17 protein-coding genes are annotated in these 18692 nt (G+C 70.4%); 6 read left to right on the forward strand and 11 right to left on the reverse strand.

The genetic code is table 11. The features are described 5' to 3' along the window. Positions 1-30 precede the first annotated feature (30 nt). Complete coding sequence (locus R4Z63_RS16280) at positions 31-1875, forward strand: NHL domain-containing thioredoxin family protein (RefSeq protein ID WP_384448192.1); 1845 nt, start codon at positions 31-33, stop codon at positions 1873-1875. 50 nt (positions 1876-1925) lie between these two features. Here R4Z63_RS16280 and R4Z63_RS16285 read toward each other — a convergent pair whose 3' ends face one another. The 5 genes from R4Z63_RS16285 to R4Z63_RS16305 all read right to left on the reverse strand — a co-directional run bounded on the left by R4Z63_RS16285 (position 1926) and on the right by R4Z63_RS16305 (position 7068). Next, positions 1926-3218 carry a M18 family aminopeptidase gene (locus R4Z63_RS16285; RefSeq protein WP_037920604.1) on the reverse strand — a complete coding sequence of 431 codons (1293 nt, stop codon included), beginning with the start codon at positions 3216-3218 and terminating at the stop codon, positions 1926-1928. A gap of 451 nt (positions 3219-3669) precedes the next feature. Beyond that, positions 3670-4398 carry a hypothetical protein gene (locus R4Z63_RS16290; protein WP_384448195.1) on the reverse strand — a complete coding sequence of 243 codons (729 nt, stop codon included), beginning with the start codon at positions 4396-4398 and terminating at the stop codon, positions 3670-3672. Positions 4399-4563: 165 nt separating this feature from the next. Further along, entirely contained in the window at positions 4564-6390 is a 1827-nt protein-coding gene (locus tag R4Z63_RS16295) for an acyl-CoA dehydrogenase (protein ID WP_384448259.1), read from the reverse strand. 67 nt (positions 6391-6457) lie between these two features. Then, positions 6458-6865: an ATP-binding protein gene (locus R4Z63_RS16300; RefSeq protein ID WP_384448198.1), complete on the reverse strand. Its 408-nt coding sequence runs from the start codon at positions 6863-6865 to the stop codon at positions 6458-6460. Continuing rightward, positions 6862-7068, reverse strand: coding sequence for a hypothetical protein (locus tag R4Z63_RS16305; protein WP_384448201.1), 207 nt, complete (start codon positions 7066-7068; stop codon positions 6862-6864). Before R4Z63_RS16305 ends, R4Z63_RS16300 begins: the two co-directional genes overlap by 4 nt. Before the next feature lie 115 nt (positions 7069-7183). Here R4Z63_RS16305 and R4Z63_RS16310 point away from each other — a divergent pair, with 115 nt between their 5' ends. The 4 genes from R4Z63_RS16310 to R4Z63_RS16325 all read left to right on the forward strand — a co-directional run bounded on the left by R4Z63_RS16310 (position 7184) and on the right by R4Z63_RS16325 (position 9408). Beyond that, complete coding sequence (locus R4Z63_RS16310) at positions 7184-8035, forward strand: helix-turn-helix domain-containing protein (protein WP_384448204.1); 852 nt, start codon at positions 7184-7186, stop codon at positions 8033-8035. Further along, on the forward strand, positions 8016-8231 hold the full coding sequence (locus tag R4Z63_RS16315) for a DUF397 domain-containing protein (protein WP_037920616.1): 216 nt from the start codon (positions 8016-8018) through the stop codon (positions 8229-8231). Before R4Z63_RS16310 ends, R4Z63_RS16315 begins: the two co-directional genes overlap by 20 nt. Positions 8232-8299: 68 nt before the next feature. Further along, positions 8300-8767, forward strand: a complete 468-nt coding sequence (locus R4Z63_RS16320) for an SseB family protein (protein ID WP_037920618.1) — start codon at positions 8300-8302, stop codon at positions 8765-8767. Between the two features lie 176 nt (positions 8768-8943). Beyond that, the gene (locus R4Z63_RS16325; protein ID WP_384448207.1) at positions 8944-9408 is read left to right on the forward strand and encodes a hypothetical protein; all 465 of its coding nucleotides are present in this window, start codon (positions 8944-8946) and stop codon (positions 9406-9408) included. 41 nt (positions 9409-9449) lie between these two features. Here R4Z63_RS16325 and R4Z63_RS16330 read toward each other — a convergent pair whose 3' ends face one another. The 4 genes from R4Z63_RS16330 to R4Z63_RS16345 form a co-directional block, all read right to left on the reverse strand. Continuing rightward, a complete protein-coding gene (locus R4Z63_RS16330; RefSeq protein WP_384448210.1) occupies positions 9450-9833 on the reverse strand; it encodes a hypothetical protein in 384 nt (127 codons plus the stop codon). Between the two features lie 97 nt (positions 9834-9930). Further along, complete coding sequence (locus R4Z63_RS16335) at positions 9931-10998, reverse strand: hypothetical protein (RefSeq protein WP_384448213.1); 1068 nt, start codon at positions 10996-10998, stop codon at positions 9931-9933. A 35-nt stretch (positions 10999-11033) separates the two neighbouring features. Continuing rightward, positions 11034-13421 carry a hypothetical protein gene (locus R4Z63_RS16340; RefSeq protein ID WP_384448216.1) on the reverse strand — a complete coding sequence of 796 codons (2388 nt, stop codon included), beginning with the start codon at positions 13419-13421 and terminating at the stop codon, positions 11034-11036. 17 nt (positions 13422-13438) lie between these two features. Then, complete coding sequence (locus tag R4Z63_RS16345) at positions 13439-13897, reverse strand: hypothetical protein (RefSeq protein ID WP_384448219.1); 459 nt, start codon at positions 13895-13897, stop codon at positions 13439-13441. Between the two features lie 261 nt (positions 13898-14158). On the opposite strand from R4Z63_RS16345, the gene R4Z63_RS16350 reads away from it, so the two are divergent. Further along, entirely contained in the window at positions 14159-15154 is a 996-nt protein-coding gene (locus R4Z63_RS16350; protein ID WP_384448222.1) for a pirin family protein, read from the forward strand. 78 nt (positions 15155-15232) lie between these two features. Here R4Z63_RS16350 and R4Z63_RS16355 read toward each other — a convergent pair whose 3' ends face one another. Both R4Z63_RS16355 and R4Z63_RS16360 read right to left on the reverse strand, forming a co-directional pair. Beyond that, the gene (locus tag R4Z63_RS16355; protein WP_384448225.1) at positions 15233-16318 is read right to left on the reverse strand and encodes an AI-2E family transporter; all 1086 of its coding nucleotides are present in this window, start codon (positions 16316-16318) and stop codon (positions 15233-15235) included. Between the two features lie 129 nt (positions 16319-16447). Then, positions 16448-18613 (reverse strand): ATP-binding SpoIIE family protein phosphatase, encoded by a 2166-nt coding sequence (locus R4Z63_RS16360; RefSeq protein WP_384448228.1) that lies wholly within the window; start codon positions 18611-18613, stop codon positions 16448-16450. Positions 18614-18692 lie beyond the last annotated feature (79 nt).

An 18692-nucleotide genomic window follows, 5' to 3' on the forward strand; every position in this document is an offset into this window, starting at 1 on the left:
GTGTTCATGGGCCAATGGCAAGCTTGAAACATGAACGATGCTGCCCCGGCGCCCACCCCCGCGCCCGCGCCCCGCCGTGCCCGTGTCCGTGCTCCCGAGCTGATCGGCAAGGGCGGATGGATCAACACCGGCGGGAAGGACCTGAAGCTCGCCGACTTTCGAGGTCGCACATTGATCTTGGATTTTTGGACCTTCTGCTGCATCAACTGCCTGCACGTCCTCGACGAGCTGCGCGAGCTGGAGGAGAAGCACCGCGACACCGTCGTGATCGTCGGCGTGCACTCGCCGAAGTTCGTGCACGAGGCCGACCACGCGGCCGTCGTCGACGCCGTCGAGCGCTACGAGGTGCACCACCCCGTCCTGGACGACCCCGAGCTCGCCACCTGGAAGCAGTACGCCGTGCGTGCGTGGCCCACGCTCGTCGTGATCGACCCCGAGGGGTACATCGTCGCCCAGCACGCCGGCGAGGGGCATGCGCACGCCATCGCGAAGCTGGTCGAGGAGCTGGAGGCCGAGCACGAGGCCAAGGGCACCCTGCGGCGCGGGGACGGGCCGTACGTGGCGCCCGAGCCCGTCGCGAGCGACCTGCGCTTCCCCGGGAAGGCGCTGCTCCTGCCCAGCGGGAACCTGCTGGTCTCGGACTCGACGCGGCACCAGCTGGTCGAGTTGGCCGCCGACGGGGAGAGCGTCGTACGCCGCATCGGCAGCGGCGAGCGCGGCTTCACCGGGGACAGCTTCAGCGAGCCGCAGGGGCTGGCGCTGCTGCCCGACGGGCGGCGGGTGGTCGTCGCCGACACCGTCAACCACGCGCTGCGCGTCCTCGACCTGGAGACCGGGGCGGTCGAGACGGTCGCCGGCACCGGACGGCAGTGGTGGCAGGGCTTGCCGACCTCCGGCCCGGCCCTTGAGGTGGACCTGTCCTCGCCGTGGGACGTGGCCTGGTGGCAGGGCAAGGTGTGGATCGCCATGGCCGGTGTCCACCAGTTGTGGACCTGGGACCCGGCGGAGGGGACCGTCGAGGTGGCCGCCGGCACCACCAACGAGGGGCTGCACGACGGGTCGGCCGCGGAGGCCTGGTTCGCCCAGCCGTCCGGGCTCGCCGCCGCCGGGGACCGGCTGTGGATCGCCGACTCCGAGACCAGCGCCCTGCGCTATGTGCACGCCACCGACTCCGGCTACGCCGTCACGTCCGCCGTCGGCACCGGCCTGTTCGACTTCGGGCACCGGGACGGGGACGCGGCCCAGGCCCTGCTCCAGCACCCGCTCGGGGTGACGGCCCTGCCGGACGGCTCGGTCGCGGTGTGCGACACCTACAACCACGCGCTGCGCCGCTACGACCCGGCTACCGGGCAGGTCTCGACCCTGGCGACCGACCTGCGCGAGCCCAGCGATGCCGTCCTGGTCGGAGAGGACATCGTGGTCGTCGAGTCCGCGCGGCACCGCCTGACCCGGCTGCGGCTCCCGGAGGAGGCGGTACGGGTGGACGCGGTCGCCCACCGCACCCAGCGGGCCGCCACCGAGGTGGCGCCCGGCACGCTGCGCCTCGATGTGGTCTTCCGGGCCCCGAGCGGGCAGAAGCTCGATACCCGCTACGGGCCCTCCACCCGCCTGCTGGTCTCCTCGACCCCGCCCGAGCTGCTGACGTCGGGGGAGGGCGCGGGGACCGACCTGTTTCGGGAACTGGAGCTGAACCCCGACCTCACCGAGGGCGTGCTGCACGTCTCGGCGATGGCGGCGTCCTGCGACGACGACCCGGCCAACGAGTACCCGGCCTGCCACGTCCACCAGCAGGACTGGGGCGTGCCCGTCCGGGTCACGGCCGACGGCGCCGCCCGGCTCCCCCTCGTCCTGGCCGGGATGGACGAGGAGGGCTGAGGCCGCTCCCCGCCTTCCTTGGGGGCGGCCTTCGGGCCCGGCCCGCGGGCTCAGCTCTCCAGGAAGGCGACCAGGGCGTTGGCCAGGAGGTAGGGGTCGTCCGCGCCGCACAGTTCGCGCGCGCTGTGCATCGAGAGGATCGCGACGCCGATGTCCACGGTCTGGATGCCGTGGCGGGCGGCCGTGATCGGGCCGATCGTCGTGCCGCACGGCATCGCGTTGTTGGAGACGAAGGTCTGCCACGGGACGCCGGCGCGCTGGCACGCGGCGGCGAACACCGCGCGCCCGCTGCCGTCGGTGGCGTACCGCTGGTTGACGTTGACCTTCAGGATCGGGCCGGCATTGGCACGCGGGTGGTGCGTCGGGTCGTGTCGCTCACCGTAGTTGGGGTGCACGGCGTGCCCGGTGTCGGAGGACAGGCAGATGGTGCCGGCGAAGGCTCGGGCGCGGTCCTCGTAGGTACCCCCGCGGGCGAAGACTGAACGTTCCAGCACGTTCCCCAGCAGCGGGCCGTCCGCGCCGGTGTCCGACTGCGAGCCGTTCTCCTCGTGGTCGAAGGCGGCCAGCACGGGGATGTGGTCGAGCTTCTGCGCACCGGAGACGGCGGCGAGCGCGGCGACCCCGGCGTGCACGGACAGCAGGTTGTCCATCCGGGGGCCGGCCACGAGTTCGCGGTCCCGGCCCAGGTAGGCGGGCGGCTCGATCGAGTGGACCATCAGGTCCCAGCCGGCCACCGAGCCGTGTTCCAGGCCCTCTTCCTCCTCCAGGAAGGCGATGAGGTCGCCCTCGTGCGGATCGCCCAGACCCCAGATCGGCTGCATGTGCCGCTGCTTGTCGAGCTTGAGGCCGTCGCTGTTCACCGATCGGTCCAGGTGCACGGCCAGTTGGGGCACGCGCAGCAGCGCCCGGTCGATGTTCACGAGTCGCTCGGTGCCGTCGTGCAGTGTCAGCCGTCCGGCCAGGCCCAGGTCCCGGTCCAGCCAGGTGTTGAGCAGGGTGCCGCCGTAGATCTCGACCGCGATCTGCCGCCAGCCCTGCGAGCCCATGTCGGGGAGGGGCTTGACCCGCAGGTTCGGTGAGTCGGTGTGGGCGCCGACGATGCGGAACGGGGTGTGTGCCGAGGCGCCTTCGGGGACGTACCAGGCGATGAGCGCGCCGCCGCGGAGCACGAACCTGCCTCCGCTGCCCGAGTCCCATGCGTCCGTCTCCGACAGCTGCCTGAAGCCGGCCTTCTCCAGCCGCTCGGCCGCGTTGGCCACGGCGTGGTACGGCGTCGGACTGGCCGTCAGGAAGGTCATCAGATCGTCGGTGTGGCCGCGGTCGAAGCGGGCGGGAGAGCTCATCGTATTTCCCTTGTGTGGAAGCCCCCGGCTTCAGCCGGGTGAGGAAACGCAGTTCCGGCTCGGAGCCTCGTTGCGGCGGAGCGCCGCAGCGTCAGGCTGTGACCTGTGCTTGTGTTCGGATCATGACCGACCGCGCCCTCCGCGGTGCGGGGTTCCCTTCCGCGAAGCGGTCGTTCACCTACCGTTTCTATCCGACGGACGCGCAGGCCGGGGAGCGGTCCTGGGCGTCCGGGTGTGTGCGAACGGTCCACGGGAGGTCCTCCTCTCGGTCGGGGCGGTCCGTGGCGAAACAGGCCCACGCGTGAGTGTGGGCAGCCCCTCCCGCCGGGGAGGGGAGGAAACCAGGTGGTTCACCTTAACGAGGGTCGGGTTCCTGTTCGTCATGGCCGGACCGGGCGGGTCGCCGGGGGAACGGTTCCGTGTCCGCGGGGGTCCGCGTTCCCGTGCGTGCTCAGCCCGGCGGACGGTCGAATCTGCGCTGCAGCTGCCTGCGCTCGCCCCGGCGGATGCGCGGGAGCATCTCCGGGGTCTGCGGGGAGCGCTGCGCGCGCCTTCGGCGTCCGGCGCAGAAGATACAGGCTTCGCCGGGAGGTGCGTCGGGGTCGATCGGTGCGCCGGGGTGTTCGGAGCAGCCGGAGGCGTTGCGGGGGCGGGACAGCTCGCGGGCGACGATGAAAGCGCGGTGGAGGTCGTCGGCGATGCGGACGAAGTCCTCGGCGGGTGAGGACAGGCCCAGGTGGAACCGCTGGTCCTCGACGGTGCGCAGGTGGGTGCGCAGGGCGTGCAGCGTGTACGGGCCGTCCGGTACGGGGTAGCCCAGGCGGCGCTGCTCGGCGGCGGGGGCGGCGCCGGGTCCGCCGCGGTGGCGCTGTCCGAGGCGCCGGCGGTCGTTGCAGATGAGGCAGCGGCCCCAACCCTCGGGGGCCTCGGGGTCGAGGGCGCCGTTGGGGTGTTCGGGGCAGCCGGTGTAGCTCTTGGCGGGGGCGAGTCCGGCGGCCGTCTGGAAGGCCACGTACAGCGCGTCGGCGATGGTGTCGTACTCGGCGGGGTGGGCGCCGTCGTAGAGCTCGCGCAGGTGGTCGCCGAGGCTGCCCAGGCTCGCCTGCAGCTCCTTGAGGGCGTACGGCCGCCCGGTGGGGACGGAGTACCCCCTGCTGCCGTGCTGATCCTGTGGACTCATGCCTACGAGCGTCCCATGAACGACTGACATCGGGGAAAGCCGCAGTACAGGGCCCCTGTGGTGGTGCCCGTGCACGCGGCAGCGGCCGGGTCCCCGTGCGGGGACCCGGCCGCTGTGCGGGTGCGGCGCAGTGGTGCTGCGGTGCTGCGGGCGGGGCGGGGTGCCTTAGAAGGCGGCCTCGTCGAGCTCCATGAGGGAGTTGTCGACGGCCTCGGCCAGCTGGCGCTGGACGGAGACGCCCGGGAGGACCTCGGCGGCGAAGAACTTCGCGGCGGCGATCTTGCCGGTGTAGAAGGGGACGTCCTTGGCGGAGGCCGTCGCGAGCTTCTCGGCGGCCACGGCGGCGCCCTTGAGCAGGAGGTATCCGACGACCACATCGCCGGAGGCCATCAGCAGGCGGGTGGTGTTCTGGCCGACCTTGTAGATGTTCTTGACGTCCTCGCCGGTGGCGGTGAGGTCGACGATCATCTGGCCGACGATGGCCTCCAGGTCCACGGCGGCCTTGGCGAGCGCGTCGCGGGCGCCGGCCAGCTCCTCGCCCCCGACGGCCTCGGCCAGGAACTTCTTGATCGTCTCGGAGAGGATGTTCAGCGAGGCGCCCTGGTCGCGGACGATCTTCCGGAAGAAGAAGTCCTGGCCCTGGATGGCCGTGGTGCCCTCGTACAGGGTGTCGATCTTGGCGTCGCGGATGTACTGCTCGATCGGGTACTCCTGCAGGTAGCCGGAGCCGCCGAAGGTCTGCAGGGACTGCGCGAGCTGCTCGTAGGACTTCTCCGAGCCGTAGCCCTTGACGATCGGCAGGAGCAGGTCGTTCAGGCCGACGAGGGAGGAGGCGTCCTCGCCCGCGGCCTGCTTGACCTGGATCTCGTCCTGGACGGTCGCGGTGTAGAGGACGAGGGCGCGCATGCCCTCGGCGTACGCCTTCTGCGTCATCAGCGAGCGGCGCACGTCGGGGTGGTGGGTGATGGTGACCTTGGGCGCGGTCTTGTCCATGAAGTTCGCCAGGTCCGGGCCCTGCACGCGCTCCTTGGCGTACTCCAGCGCGTTCAGGTAGCCCGTCGAGAGCGTCGCGATGGCCTTCGTGCCGACCATCATGCGGGCGAACTCGATGATCATGAACATCTGGCGGATGCCGTCGTGCTTGTCGCCGATCAGCCAGCCCTTGGCGGGGTGCTGGTCGCCGAAGGTCATCTCGCACGTGTTGGAGGCCTTGAGGCCCATCTTGTGCTCGACGTTCGTGGCGTAGACGCCGTTGCGCTCGCCCAGCTCGCCGGTCTCCCAGTCGAAGTGGAACTTCGGGACGAGGAAGAGGGACAGGCCCTTGGTGCCCGGGCCGTGGCCCTCGGGGCGGGCGAGGACGTAGTGGAGGATGTTCTCCTCCATGTCGTGCTCACCGGAGGTGATGAAGCGCTTCACGCCCTCGATGTGCCAGGAGCCGTCCTCCTGCTGGATGGCCTTGGTGCGGCCGGCGCCCACGTCCGAACCGGCGTCCGGCTCGGTGAGGACCATGGTGGAGCCCCAGCGCTTCTCGACGGCTATCTGGGCGATCTTCTTCTGCGCCTCGTTGCCCTCCTCGTGGAGGACGCCGGCGAAGGCCGGGCCGGAGGAGTACATCCACACGGCCGGGTTCGAGCCGAGCAGGAGCTCCGCGTAGGCCCAGACGAGGGAGCGCGGGGAGACGGTGCCGCCGATCTCCTCCGGGATGCCCAGACGCCAGTACTCGGAGTCCATGAAGGCCTTGTAGCTCTTCTTGAAGGAGGCCGGGACCGGCGCCGTGTTGGTCTCCGGGTCGAAGACGGGCGGGTTGCGGTCGGCGTCCGCGAAGGACTCGGCCAGCTCGTTCTCGGCGAGGCGGGCTATCTCGGACAGGACGCTCTTGGCGGTCTCGGTGTCCATCTCCTCGAACGGACCGGTGCCGTAGTGCTGGTCGCGGCCGAGCACCTCGAAGAGGTTGAACTCGATGTCGCGGAGATTCGACTTGTAGTGCCCCATGGCGACGGCTCCGTTAAGGCTCGGGGAGACAGGTTCCTCGTACATACCAATCGGTAACAACATGATGCTACCCGTCGGTAATAACGGCAACCCTTCCGTGCCGACTGTGACCAGGGTCAAGCTCGCACCACACCGTCTTGGTGCCGTGCCCCTGTGTGACCCCCCATCGCGCGGCCAGGGCGTCGAGCAGGGCGAGCCCGCGCCCGGACTCCTCGTCCCCGGCAGCCTCCCGTCGTACGGGCCGGACCCCCGGCGCGGGATCGGTGAGCTCGACCCGCGTACGGGTTGCCCTTCCGCTGATCCGCAGGGTGACGGGCGTGCCCTCGCCGAGGTGGCGGACGACGTTGGCCAGCAGCTCGGTGACGCACAGCTCGGCGTCGGGGTGGCCGTCGGGCCCGAGGTGCGCGCGCACGGCGTGCCGCAGCGCCGGGGCCGCTTGGGGGGTGGCGAGCAGCCGGACGGTGAGGCCGCTCACGGCTTCGCCAGCGCCGCGGCCAGTCGCTGAGCCGTGGCGGCGTTGCAGTTGCCGAGGGTGATCAGGGGTGGGGTGTCGTAGGTCCCGGCGTAGGAGGGCAGGTGCAGGTCGAGGGAGGGCAGGGTGATCGCGTGCGCGGCGAGCGCGCCGCGCAGTGCGTCGAGGGCCACGAAGGCCTCGCGGTCGTGGGGGTGGTCGCTCATGGGGTGCCGTTCCTGTGCGGAGTGTGACGAAACGCTCACAGGCTGGCGTGCCGCTGGGTACGGTGGGAAGGGATTCCGGTTGCGCTGGACAAGTGGCAAATGGCGGTGGTGGGTTGTGCCGGCTCGCAAGGACCCCGATGCGTCGGCGAACGTGCCGTCGTTCTACGGCGCGGAGCTCCGCTACAAGCGGGAAGCGGCCGGGCTCACCCTCGAACAGCTGGCCGAGGGCAGCTTCCGGGGTGTGCCGTTCCTGAGCCAGATCGAGCGCGGGGAGCGGCGGATGCCGCTGGACCTGGCCCGGCACGTGGACGCGCGGCTGGGGACGGACGGGTTCTTCGAGCGCCGCTGTGAGGACGCGCGCCGCGCGAGGCAGTCGGGCCACGCCGAGTACTTCGCGGACGTGGCGGAGATGGAGCCGTTCGCCGAGACCATCGAGGAGTGGGCCCCGATGCTCGTACCGGGGCTGCTCCAGACCCCCGCCTACGCACGGGCGATCAGCCGTGCCGCCATGCCCCGGGCGGCCGACGAGACGATCGAGAAGCTGGTGGCCGCCCGGATGGGGCGGGCGAAGCTCTTCGGCGGAGAGTGCCCGCCCGACTTCTGGGCCGTGCTGGACGAGTCGGTGATCCGCCGCCCGGCCCTGCCATCCGCGCAGATGGCGGAGTTGCTGGAGCACATCGCGGCCGTGGTCCGCCGTACCAGGTCCATTCTGCAAGTCGTCCCGGAAACGACCGCCGCCCACGCCCTCATGATGGGGATGGCGAAGCTGATGACCTTCCCGGACGCGCCGCCCGTGGTCTACGTGGAGAGCCTGCACAGCGGCCAACTCATCGACTTTCCGGCCCTCGTGAAGGAGTACCGCAGGTCCTACGATCTGTTGAGGGCCGCCGCTTTGCCGCCGGAGGCGTCCCTGGCCCTCCTCGACGCCGCGGCAGAGGATTACCGACATGGCAAGCAGCGGAACTGACCTGAGCGCCGCGACCTGGCGCAAGAGCAGCTACAGCAACGGCACCGGCGGCGACTGCGTCGAAGTGGCCGACGGTCTCGCCGGGGTCGTCCCCGTGCGTGACTCGAAGCGGCGCGACGGCGCGGTCGTCACCGTCGCGGCATCGGCCTGGGCCCCGTTTGTACGGGCGCTGAAGGCGGGGGACCTGCCCGGCTGAGGCCCCCGCCGGGAAGCCGTGGCCGGTACCGGCCGGTACGGCTTCGGCCGCTCGGTAGGGTGGGCCGCATGTACGGCTACGACCAGAACCCGGGCGCCCAGCAGCAGGGCTACGCGCAGCAGCCTCCGCCGCAGCAGGGCTACGCGCAGCAGACGCCGCCGCTGTACCCGGAGCCGTCCCCGCCGTCACTCACGGACGCCGTACGTGCCTTCACCACCGGTCAGCTCGCCGCCGAGGACTTCCAGCAGATCTTCGCGACGTCGAAGGTCTACTGCCCGCGCGGTGAAACCCCGGGCTTCCTGGCGTTGCACAACACGCAGCACCCAGTCATCCCCATGTTCTCCACGCTGAAGGAGCTGCGCCGGTACGCCGGCAAGGAGTCCAAGTACTTCGTGATCACCGGCGCCGAGGTGATCGACCTGCTGCCGACCGGGTACGGCTTCGTCCTCGACATGGAGGGCGACCACCGGATGGTCTTCGACGCGAAGGCGGTCGAGCAGATGGTCGACTTCGCGATGCGCCGCATGTACGGCTAGACGCCCTGGCTGCGCCGACGGCCGGGAGCCGTCCGTCCGGCCGGCCGCCCGGTCCGCACCCGCACGTAGGCCCGCGTGGCCGCCACGGACGCCGAAGACTGCCGGTACCCGGCAGCGCCTCCGTACCCGCCGCCCTGCGAGGATCCGGCTGCGGGCGGGATCGGCGGAGGTGGGCGATGGCCGGATTGGGCAGCCGTACGGCAGCGGAGTGGCCGTGGCAGGGGCGCGTACTGTGCGTCGTCTGCGCCCTGGTGTCCTTCTTGACGGCGCCCCTCACCGGCGTACTGGCCACCGCCGCCCTGGGCTGGACGGGGACCCCCGGCCTGCTGACCGCCGTGAGCTGTCACGAGCGGGCCACGGGCAAGGGAGTGACCACGAGCTGCTACAGCACGTTCGTCCCGGACGACCGGCACGTGCTCCCCGAGGCGGTGAGCGTCGACTGGCCGCGCGGCACGGAGGGTGCGACGAAGCACGTACGGACGACCGTGCTGGGCGTCCACCAGAAGGAGGACGCGCTCGACGCGGTCCTGCTCCTGGCCGTGACCGCGAGTCTGGTCGCGCTGGGCACGGTCGCCCTGCGGACCCTGCGGCCCCCGCCGATCCGGGCTGGCTCCTGGCCGGCGGCGCGCCGCCGCCGCTGACTGCGGCGACGGAGCACCGCATAGTGCTGCGGGTCCCAGTCCTACGGCCGTCCGATGGTCCAGTCGCGGCCTTCGAGGCGGTCGAGGACCTTGGCGTACACCGTGGTCGCCGCCGCGACGACGGTCGCTATGGAGGCCAGCGCGAGGATCCCCAGCAGCGCGGGCCACTCGCGCAGCGCGTCGCGGCACGAGCGGTCCTCGGACAGCGGGCCGACCAGCGGGCCCCGGCACTCGGGTCTGCTGCCGTACTCGGGGCCGTAGTCGGCGAGCATCAGGAAGAGGAACCATCCCCAGACGGCCATGGCCAGGAGCATCCAAACGATCGACCACCCCTCGATGCGTCCTGCCCGCCGCGGCTCCTCGGAGCGCGCCGGTGAGGCGGCCGCGGGATCGGGCGTTGGCCGGTCCGCTGCGTCGGTGGTCATGTCTCTCCTTCTGGCTGGCATTGAAAGGACGGAAGATCATCGCACCGCACGGGCGGGACCCGTGCCGAACCGTCGTCGGTGGGTCCTGCGGGGCCGGTCAGCCGCGCGGGAACTTCACGGCAGGGCAGCCGTGCTGCTTTCCGGCGGCGTCGACGAAGGCCTGGAAGACGTCCTGGGCGGCCTGGCCCGACCGATACGTGTCCTTGAGCGTCTTGGCGTAGACGTAGTCCCAGCGCACGCCGAAGTAAACGTCCTTGGTTCCGCACTTCAGGATGGCCCGACGCGACCCGTCAGCCACACCCGTGCCGTCAGGCAGCGCGGTGAACTCGCGGCCTGCCTTCAAACCCTCGCTGACGATGCCCGGGTCGAGGCTGGAAGCGAATGACAGCTGGGCTGCGGCCTCACCGGGCAGGTACAGGTTGCAGGCCCAGGAGCCTTTATGCGCTCCGCTGGTGCGTTGCTGTTCGAGCTGTGCGGCGTCCTTGGCCACGGCACTGTCGGGCAGCCGGAAGTCGGGGATTCGGCAAACCGAATCGGCTGTGATCGCCTCCGGGCCGGTCGGCCGCTGCACTTCCGGGATCTGCTCCGGTGCGTCGGTGGTGCATCCGGCAGTGGATGCGACCCTCCGCGCGGTGTCCGCAAGCATGCTCGCGAGCTTCTGGGGATCCACTGTTCCCTGTTTGAGTTCTGCCTGGACAAAGGGAACCTGGTCGGAATCCTCGGGTATGCCCCACACGACGGCCGCGACCTCCTTCCGGCACTGCTCGGGCAGCAGTACCCAGCCCCGGGTCCCGGAGACCGCCCCGGTGAATTCTCCCGACAGGAAGGACATGCTGGAAGCGTTCTTCCAGACGTGCGTATTGAACTGGAAATCCGATGTGTCCACGTCGGTGCTCACCACCATCTCCAGCTCCTCGGCCCCCGTGATCCCGCTGGTACGGCTCACTGTGCAGGAGAACCGTGTGTTCTCTCCGGAGCGTTTCTTCCCGTCGTCCGCGATACGGCCGCGCGTGTCGAGGACCGACTCGGCCTGCCCGCCGTCCACCTTCCCCGCGCACAGTTCAGCGGTGGCGAACACATTCGTGTCCCACCACAGGAACAGCCCGGCGAGGACTGACAGACCCGTGCAGCTCGCGACGGCGGCGATCGCCTTCTTGTTCTTCATGCCTTGATCCTGCTTCCGGGCTGGTTCTGTCTGCTTTAGACGCGTGCCTTGAGAGCATCGATGGTGTTGCTGCGACCGGCGTTGTAGCTCTGCTGAGCCTCACCCTTCGCCACGTTGGTCACACCTTCGGAAGCACCGCCGGGCTGCTGCGTGTGCCAGTTCTCGAAGAAGGTGTCGAGTGCGTCCTGGGCGGCGTCGTTCCGCGTAGCCCGGTCCTCCCTGGCCACCAATCCCTTCTCCGCTGTGACTGCGGAAAGCCATTCGTTGAGTCCGATATCGACCGTGCGCTGTGCCATATCGCCGATGACGGGGATCCCGGTGATCAGACCGCCTCCGACGTGGTAGCCGTAGAATCGCTTGTTGCTGGCATCTGAGACCTGAGCTTCGAGCTGCCCGATGCGGAGGTCTCCGCCCAGCGCGGTCATGCTGCCGTAGACCTCGCCGATCTTCTGCGCGCGAGGCGTGATCGCGTCGCCGTTGGGATACGTCTCGGACGCGAGCTGCTCTGCCATGTAGCCGAGTTGAGCCTGATACAGCATGTTGAAGTTCTTGGGCTCCTCGCCCTCGGGGACGTCGGAAACTCCTCGCATGAAACGCAGAACGCTGGTTCGGCTGTTCTGGATCTGCGACTCGTCCCCGTGCGCATATTCGTCGTTCTTTCCGACTCGGCCACCGGTACCGTCGCCCGCGAGGATGTCCCCGGTGTCCTGCGTGTAGGTGACCAACGCCCGTGCCAAGGGATCCCGCATGTTGGCGAACTCCTCCTTCTTGAGCAGCTCGTCCGCTTTGCCGGTGCGGTCCGACTTGCCCTCCTTGCCCTCCGCGTCGCCGTAGTCGAGCAGGTTGATCGTGTCGTGCATGATGCGGGCCTCGGCCTCGCTGTGGCGGCCGAGTTCCTCGCCCGGCGATCCCGGCGGGCGTCCGGTGGTGGCGGCTTCGAGGGCGAGGCCCAGGCCGGCCCGGACGTCCTTGTCGAAGGTGTCGGAGCCGGAAATCTCGGTGTTGCCGCGCCAGTCGACGGTGTTGACGATGTTCCAGTCGCGCTCCGTCAGCAGGTGTTCCAGGCGGTTCTTGTCGCCGTCGGCGTTCGGGTCGAGGTATCCGGTCGCCGTCGCGGGGTCGCGGCTCATGATTCCCAGCGTTGCGTCGACCGGATCGTTCTTGAACCAGCCGTCCTTGCTGCCCTCGAACTTGCCGTGCAGGTCCCAGACGTCCTTGTCCTTCTTCTCGGCGTCGATCATCTGGTCCGTGAGGTCGCCGAGGAACTGGGGCGAGTAGCCGTCGCCCTGCTGCATGAGGGTGACCAGGCCCTGGTAGCCGCGGATCTCCTGGCCCTGGCCGCGGGTCATGGGGGCCTTGTCGGCCGCTACGTCCAGGTCGAACCTGTCGAGGCCCGCCTTCTTCAGGTCGGCCATGAAGTCGTTGTAGAACTTCGCGTCCGGGGTCTTCGACCACTTCTCGAACGCCTGCTGGTACTCCTTGGTGCCGTAGGCAGGGTTCTTCTGCCCTGCGACGAAGACCATCTGTGTGGCGTTGGCGAGGGTGTTGGCCAGTGACTTGTTGGTGTCGCCGTAGAGGCCCTTGCGGCCGGAATCACCCGAGTGCGCGACGTTGTTGAGCGTGTTGGCCAGCTTGATCGTGCCTTCGGCGCCCAGCACGCCCACGAAGTCCCGGCCGAACTCCGTGTGATGCTTGAAAGCCGGGTTGCTGTTGTCGCGCATGATGCGGTTGAACGCCTCGACCTCGGCGTTCGGTACGGGCGCGCCGCTGTTGAGCCGGGTGGCGACGTCCTTGACGTACTCCAGCTCGTATTCCTCGATGTCGCTCTTGGCGTCCGCGTTGAAGCCGTTCCGCGTGGCGTCCTTGCCCGTGATGGCGTCCTTGTTGCTGTCCTTCACGGCGCCCGCGAGGGCCAGCTTCACGCCGGCGTCGGCGTCCTCGAAGGCCTTGACGTACTTCTTGATCTGGTCGGCCCAGTCGTTGGCCGCCTTGTTCCACTCCCCGAGCAGCTTCTGGCCGTCGGGGTCGTGGACGTACGCGTAGCGTTCCTGGGCGGTCAGGTCGGGGCGGACGTTGCCCTCGTCGTCGACGGCCATCTTCGCCTTGCGGGCGTCCGCGACCACCGACTCCAGTCGCTGCTTCAGCTCCGTGAACTGCCCGTGCGCGTCCCGCAGCAGGTTTGCGACGGCCTTCGCCTGCGTCTGCGCGGCCCCGTACTCGTACTGCGTGCCCGCGAAGTTCGTGTAGGCGGCACCCTGGGCTATGCCCTGCCAGGTGGTGTTGCCCTGCGCCAGCCCCTGGGTGGCCGCCGCGTAGGCCGATTCCGCCTTCTTGAAGTCGCTCGCCATGTCGTCCCAGGCCTTCGCCGCGGCGGTGAGCTTGTCGTACTGGGTCGACATGACCTTCTTGTAGGTGAGTCCCATGGTCTACTGCTCCCCTCTCAGCGGTATGCCTCGACGCCCGGCTCGGGCGCGGGCTTCAGCAGCGGGCGGAAGCCGTTGTAGATCTCGTTGTCCTGACCCAGGAACATCCGCCGTGTGACGGCCAGGTTGTGGGACTCCGTGGCCAGGCGGCTCAGCAGGTTCTTGACCTGGTTGTCCCAGGTCGTCTCGACCGTCTTCAGGCCCGCCGCCGTGTCCCAGCCCGAGAAGGCGGTGATGGCGGACGCCGTCTCCTCGTCGGCCTTCTTGGCGGCGGTCTCCGTCTGCGTCCTGACCTCGCCGCCGAGCTTTCCGGATGCGATCTTCTTCTTCGACTCGTCGCTGCCGAAGTCGGCCGAGCCGCCGCCTCCGCCTCCGCCGCCGCCGTCCGGTGCGGCGAGCTGGTTCAGGCGCATGGCGGGGTTCTGACGCTCCGTCGCCTCCGCGCGCAGTTGGGCCCATTCCTCGTCGAAACCCATCGTCTCCCCCGTGGTGTCTTCGAGATCGTCGTGTCGCCGTGGACGTCAGTTCTATCAAGGTGTGCGGGTGTGAAGGGCGAGGCATCGGGTGCCGGAAGTGGATCGTGATCTTCAAGCCACCCTGTGTCGGTTGCGTGTCACGGACCGTGTGTCGCCGGGGCGGGTTGCCGCTCCGGGAATGGAGGACGGGGGGTCCGCGTTCTGACCGGTGGCAGAAAGTTCGAGTTTCAACTAAACTCGGATCAGAAGGAGGTCCTGACCATGCCCGCAGTGACTGTTGAGAACCCGTTGACGCTTCCGCGCGTGGCCCAGCCCCAGGCCGCCGTCCCGCGCAAGGTGCTGGCCGTCGTCACCGCACCGAGTGGGTTCGAGGGTGAGGGATTCCCGGTGCGCCGCGCGTTCGCCGGGATCAACTACCAGTACCTGGACCCGTTCATCATGATGGACCAGATGGGCGAGGTGGAGTACGCGCCGGGCGAGCCGAAGGGCACCCCGTGGCACCCGCACCGCGGCTTCGAGACCGTCACGTACCTGATCGACGGCACCTTCGTCCACCAGGACAGCAACGGCGGCGGCGGAGTCATCAACGGCGGCGACACCCAGTGGATGACCGCCGGCTCGGGCCTGCTGCACATCGAGGCCCCGCCGGAGTCGCTCGTCGTCAGCGGCGGGCTCTTCCACGGCCTCCAGCTGTGGGTGAACCTGCCGGCCTCGGACAAGATGATGCCCCCGCGCTACCAGGACATCGGCGGCGGCAAGGTCACCCTGCTGTCCACCCCGGACGGCGGCTCCCTGCTCCGGGTGATCGCCGGTGAGCTGGACGGCCACGAGGGCCCGGGGATCACCCACACGCCCATCACGATGATCCACGCGACCGTCGCGCCGGGTGGGCAGATCACCCTGCCGTGGCGCGAGGACTTCAACGCCCTGGCGTACGTGATGGCCGGCCGCGGGTCGGTCGGTGAGGACCGCAGGCCCGTCCACACCGGGCAGACGGCGGTCTTCGGCGAGGGCGGATCGCTCACGGTGCGGGCGGACGAGTCGCAGGACTCCCACGCACCCGACCTGGAGATCGTCCTCCTCGGCGGGCGTCCGATCCGGGAGCCGATGGCGCACTACGGGCCGTTCGTCATGAACAGCAAGCACGAGCTCCAGCAGGCCTTCGACGACTTCCAGGCGGGCCGGCTGGGCCGTATCCCCACCACCGCCCGCACCGGTCTCGGCCACCGCGGGGCGGGACGGGCGGAGGAGGACTGACGGCGTGAGGCAGCGACACGACTGCGGGCCGCGCCCCGGGAAGGGGGCGCGGCCCGCGGTCGTCGTACCGGAGTCCGGTCAGGCGGGGCCCGCGGGCTGCGGCTGTGCCTCCGGCTCGGGCTCCGGCTCCGCCGCGGCATAGCGGGCGCGGAGCTCCGACGCGACGCCGAAGACCGCCGCGGTCAGCGGCACCGCGAGGAGCATGCCGAGGATCCCGGCGACGCTGGCCCCGGCGGTGATGGCCAGCATGACCACGGCCGGGTGCATCTGCACCGTGCGGCTCTGCACCACGGGCTGCAGCACGTACCCCTCGATCATCTGGACCAGCAGCACCAGGCCGAGCGCCCACAGGCCGATCACCCACCCGCGGTCGGCGAAGGCGACCAGGACCGCGACGGCGCCCGAGAGGATCGCGCCGAGGTAGGGGATGTAGGCGGTCACGAAGACCAGGGCGGCCAGGCCCAGTGCCCCTGGCACGTCGAGGATCAGCAGACCCGCGCCGATCAGCACGCCGTCGATCAGGGCCACGAAGGTGGTGCCGCGCATGAAGCCCTCCACGGCCTCGAAGGCGCGCCGCCCCATCGCCTCCATCAGGTCGCCGGAACGGCTCGGCACGATCGAGCGCAGCGTGTCGACGGCCCGGTCGGAGTCGCGCAGGAAGAAGAAGATCAGCACCATCGCGAGCAGGACCATCGCCAGCATCGAACCCACCACGCTGAGCCCGGCGACCACGCCGGACGCGGCTGTGCCGCCGAACTTCGCCAGCAGGTCCTTGGAGTTCGCGGTGATGTCCTCCAGCGAGGTGCCCACCGCCCCGAAGTGCTCGGCGAGCATCCGGCCGGCCCGCCGCAGCGAGTCGACGATCTGGTCGCCGGTCTCGATGAGCGCGAGGACCACGATGTAGGAGGCTCCGCCGACGACGGCGACCACGGCGAGGCAGGTCAGCGCCGCGGCCAGTGAGCGGTTCGCCCCCATGCCCACCAGGCGCCGGTGCATCGGCCCGAGCAGGGCCGTGCCCAGCACGGCCAGCAGGACGGGCGTGACGACGGTCTGGAGGACGGTGCACAGCCATACGCCGACGGCGAGGACGGCAGCGGCCAGCAGGGCGACGGCGCACCAGGCGGCGAGCCGCCGCACCGGTTCGGGGAGCAGGGAGTTCGGCACGCCGTCATCCAACCACGGGGCCCTGAGGAGCCCCCCGGCCGCGTCGGCCCGGAGCCGTCCGGCACCAAGGGGTGTCCCGGCTCCGGCTCCGGCCGCGGCTCCAGGCGGTGTCCGGCTCGGGGGTCAGCTCTAGGGGGTGTCCGGCTGCTTCGACTGTTCGTACAGCTCGAACCAGATCGACTTGCCCTCGCCGCGCGGGTCCACGCCCCACGCGTCGGCCAGCATCTCCATCAGCAGCACGCCGCGCCCGCTGGAGGCCATCTCGCCGGGGTGCCGCTTGTGCGGGAGCTCGTCGCTGGAGTCGGTGACCTCCACGCGCAGCCGGCGCTCGCCCAGCTCGCCGGCGGCCTCCGCCACCAGCAGGGCGTCGCCGTCGGTGTGCACCAGGACGTTGGTCACCATCTCGGAGACCATCAGCACCACCGCGTCGAGCTGCTCCTCGTCGGCCCAGTCGTGCAGTAGCTCCCGGACCTGCCGGCGGGCGCCGGCGATGCGTTCCGGTTCCGCCTGGGCCACGGTCAGCATCGTGCGGCGGACGGGGCGGGCCGGGTGTGCCACCGGAGTGCCGCAGCCGCAGCCGCCGCCCTCGCGGCACAGCAGCACCACGGCTATGTCGTCCTCGCGGCGGTCGGCCAGCGGGCCGGTGGTGTGGTGCGAGGACGGTCCGTGCACGGCCCGGACCAGCAGGTCGGCGAGCACTTCGAGATGCCCGCCCTCATGGCCCCCGGCCTCGTGCGTGTCGGCCTCCAGGACGGCGCGCAGCCGGGCCCAGCCGGTGTCCAGGTCGTGGCCGCCGGTTTCGATGAGCCCGTCGGTGCAGAGCATCATCGTCTCGCCGGGCTCCAGGGTGAATCGGGTGGTCGGGTAGTCGGTGTCGGGGACGATCCCGAGGGGCAGCCCGCCGGCGGTGGGCCGCGTCAGGACGGTGCCGTCGGTCATCCGGACCGCGGGGTCGGGATGGCCGGCGCGGGCCACCTCCAGCGTTCCGGTCCGAGGGTCGCACTCCACGTAGAGGCAGGTCGCGAACCGCGGGCTCCGGGCGTCGGCGCCGTCCCCGGTGTGGGGGTCCTGCGAGGCGCACAGCCCGGCGAGGAAGCGGGAGGCGCGCGAGAGCACCGCGTCCGGCCGGTGTCCCTCGGACGCGTACGCCCGTACGGCGATCCGCAGCTGGCCCATCAGCCCGGCCGCCCGGACGTCGTGGCCCTGGACGTCACCGATGACCAGCGCGAAGCGGCCCGACGGCAGCGGGATCATGTCGTACCAGTCGCCGCCGACCTGGAGACCGCCGCCTGTGGGGACGTAGCGGGCGGCGATCCGCATGCCGGGGATCTCCGGGCCGAGCTGGGGCATCATCGACCGTTGCAGGCCGGTGGTGAGTTCCCGCTCGGATTCGGCCACCCCGGCCCGCTGGAGGGCCTGGGCGAGCATCCGGGCGACGGTCGTCAGGACGGACCGCTCGTCGGGCGAGAAGGAGGCGGGCTGCCTGAAGGCGGCCATCCACGCGCCCATGGTCCGCCCGGCCACGATCAGCGGCAGGAAGGCCCAGGACACCCGGTCGAAGCGCTGCGCGAGCGGCCAGGTGGCCGGGAAGCGCCGTTTGTAGTCCTCCGGGGTCGGCAGGTAGATCGCCCGGCCCGTACGGACGACCTCCGCGGCCGGGTAGTCCGTCTCCAGCGCCATGTCCGTGAAGGGCCCCTCGTCCCCGGCGTCGTGCCCGTGGTGCCCGATGACCGACAGCCGGTCCCCGGCCACGCCGAAGACGGCCAGCCCGTCGGGGTTGAAGCCCGGCATGGACAGCGAGGCCGCGACCCGCAGCACCTCCGCCGTGGACCGGGCCTCCGCCAGCGCCCGGCCGGCGTCCAGCAGGAAGGCCTCGCGGGAACGCCGCCAGTCGCCGGTGATGGGCGTGTGCACGGCGGTGGTGCCCGGCTGCGGCTCGGCGACCTCCTGGATGGTGCCGATCAGCTCGTAGTCCAGGCTGCCGTCGGCCGACCACCTCTCCAGCGGTTTGGAGCGGCTGCGCACGGTCCGCATGACCCGTCCGTCCACGTCCATGATCCGCAGCCGAGCCTCGGCGAGGGTGCCTTCGGCGACGGCCAGGTTCACGATCCCGTTGACCTCGTTCCAGTCCACGGGGTGGAAGCGGGACCGTACGGCGGCCTCCGGCAGCTCCACCGGTTCGGCGGGCAGCCCGAGCAGCCGGGCGGCCTCCCCGTCCAGGGAGACCGTCCCGGAGGCGTTGTCCCATCGCCACAGACCCGTCGCGACGGCGGCCAGGACATCCTCGGTACGCACTCGGTCATCTTGACAGGTCATATCCGTTACGTGCCTCTTCGGTGCCTGTCGCGCGCATTTGCGCAGGCGAGCGATACTG

It is taken from the genome of Streptomyces sp. PL-29, from assembly GCF_058344425.1.

What these genes read in the sequence shown, in the direction of transcription:
- R4Z63_RS16280 (WP_384448192.1), top strand. Translation starts at nt 31, where the DNA reads ATGAACGATGCTGCCCCGGCGCCCACCCCCGCGCCCGCGCCCCGCCGT.
- R4Z63_RS16285 (WP_037920604.1), bottom strand. Translation starts at nt 3,218, where the DNA reads ATGAGCTCTCCCGCCCGCTTCGACCGCGGCCACACCGACGATCTGATG.
- R4Z63_RS16290 (WP_384448195.1), bottom strand. Translation starts at nt 4,398, where the DNA reads ATGAGTCCACAGGATCAGCACGGCAGCAGGGGGTACTCCGTCCCCACC.
- R4Z63_RS16295 (WP_384448259.1), bottom strand. Translation starts at nt 6,390, where the DNA reads ATGGGGCACTACAAGTCGAATCTCCGCGACATCGAGTTCAACCTCTTC.
- R4Z63_RS16305 (WP_384448201.1), bottom strand. Translation starts at nt 7,068, where the DNA reads ATGAGCGACCACCCCCACGACCGCGAGGCCTTCGTGGCCCTCGACGCA.
- R4Z63_RS16315 (WP_037920616.1), top strand. Translation starts at nt 8,016, where the DNA reads ATGGCAAGCAGCGGAACTGACCTGAGCGCCGCGACCTGGCGCAAGAGC.
- R4Z63_RS16320 (WP_037920618.1), top strand. Translation starts at nt 8,300, where the DNA reads ATGTACGGCTACGACCAGAACCCGGGCGCCCAGCAGCAGGGCTACGCG.
- R4Z63_RS16325 (WP_384448207.1), top strand. Translation starts at nt 8,944, where the DNA reads ATGGCCGGATTGGGCAGCCGTACGGCAGCGGAGTGGCCGTGGCAGGGG.
- R4Z63_RS16330 (WP_384448210.1), bottom strand. Translation starts at nt 9,833, where the DNA reads ATGACCACCGACGCAGCGGACCGGCCAACGCCCGATCCCGCGGCCGCC.
- R4Z63_RS16335 (WP_384448213.1), bottom strand. Translation starts at nt 10,998, where the DNA reads ATGAAGAACAAGAAGGCGATCGCCGCCGTCGCGAGCTGCACGGGTCTG.
- R4Z63_RS16340 (WP_384448216.1), bottom strand. Translation starts at nt 13,421, where the DNA reads ATGGGACTCACCTACAAGAAGGTCATGTCGACCCAGTACGACAAGCTC.
- R4Z63_RS16345 (WP_384448219.1), bottom strand. Translation starts at nt 13,897, where the DNA reads ATGGGTTTCGACGAGGAATGGGCCCAACTGCGCGCGGAGGCGACGGAG.
- R4Z63_RS16350 (WP_384448222.1), top strand. Translation starts at nt 14,159, where the DNA reads ATGCCCGCAGTGACTGTTGAGAACCCGTTGACGCTTCCGCGCGTGGCC.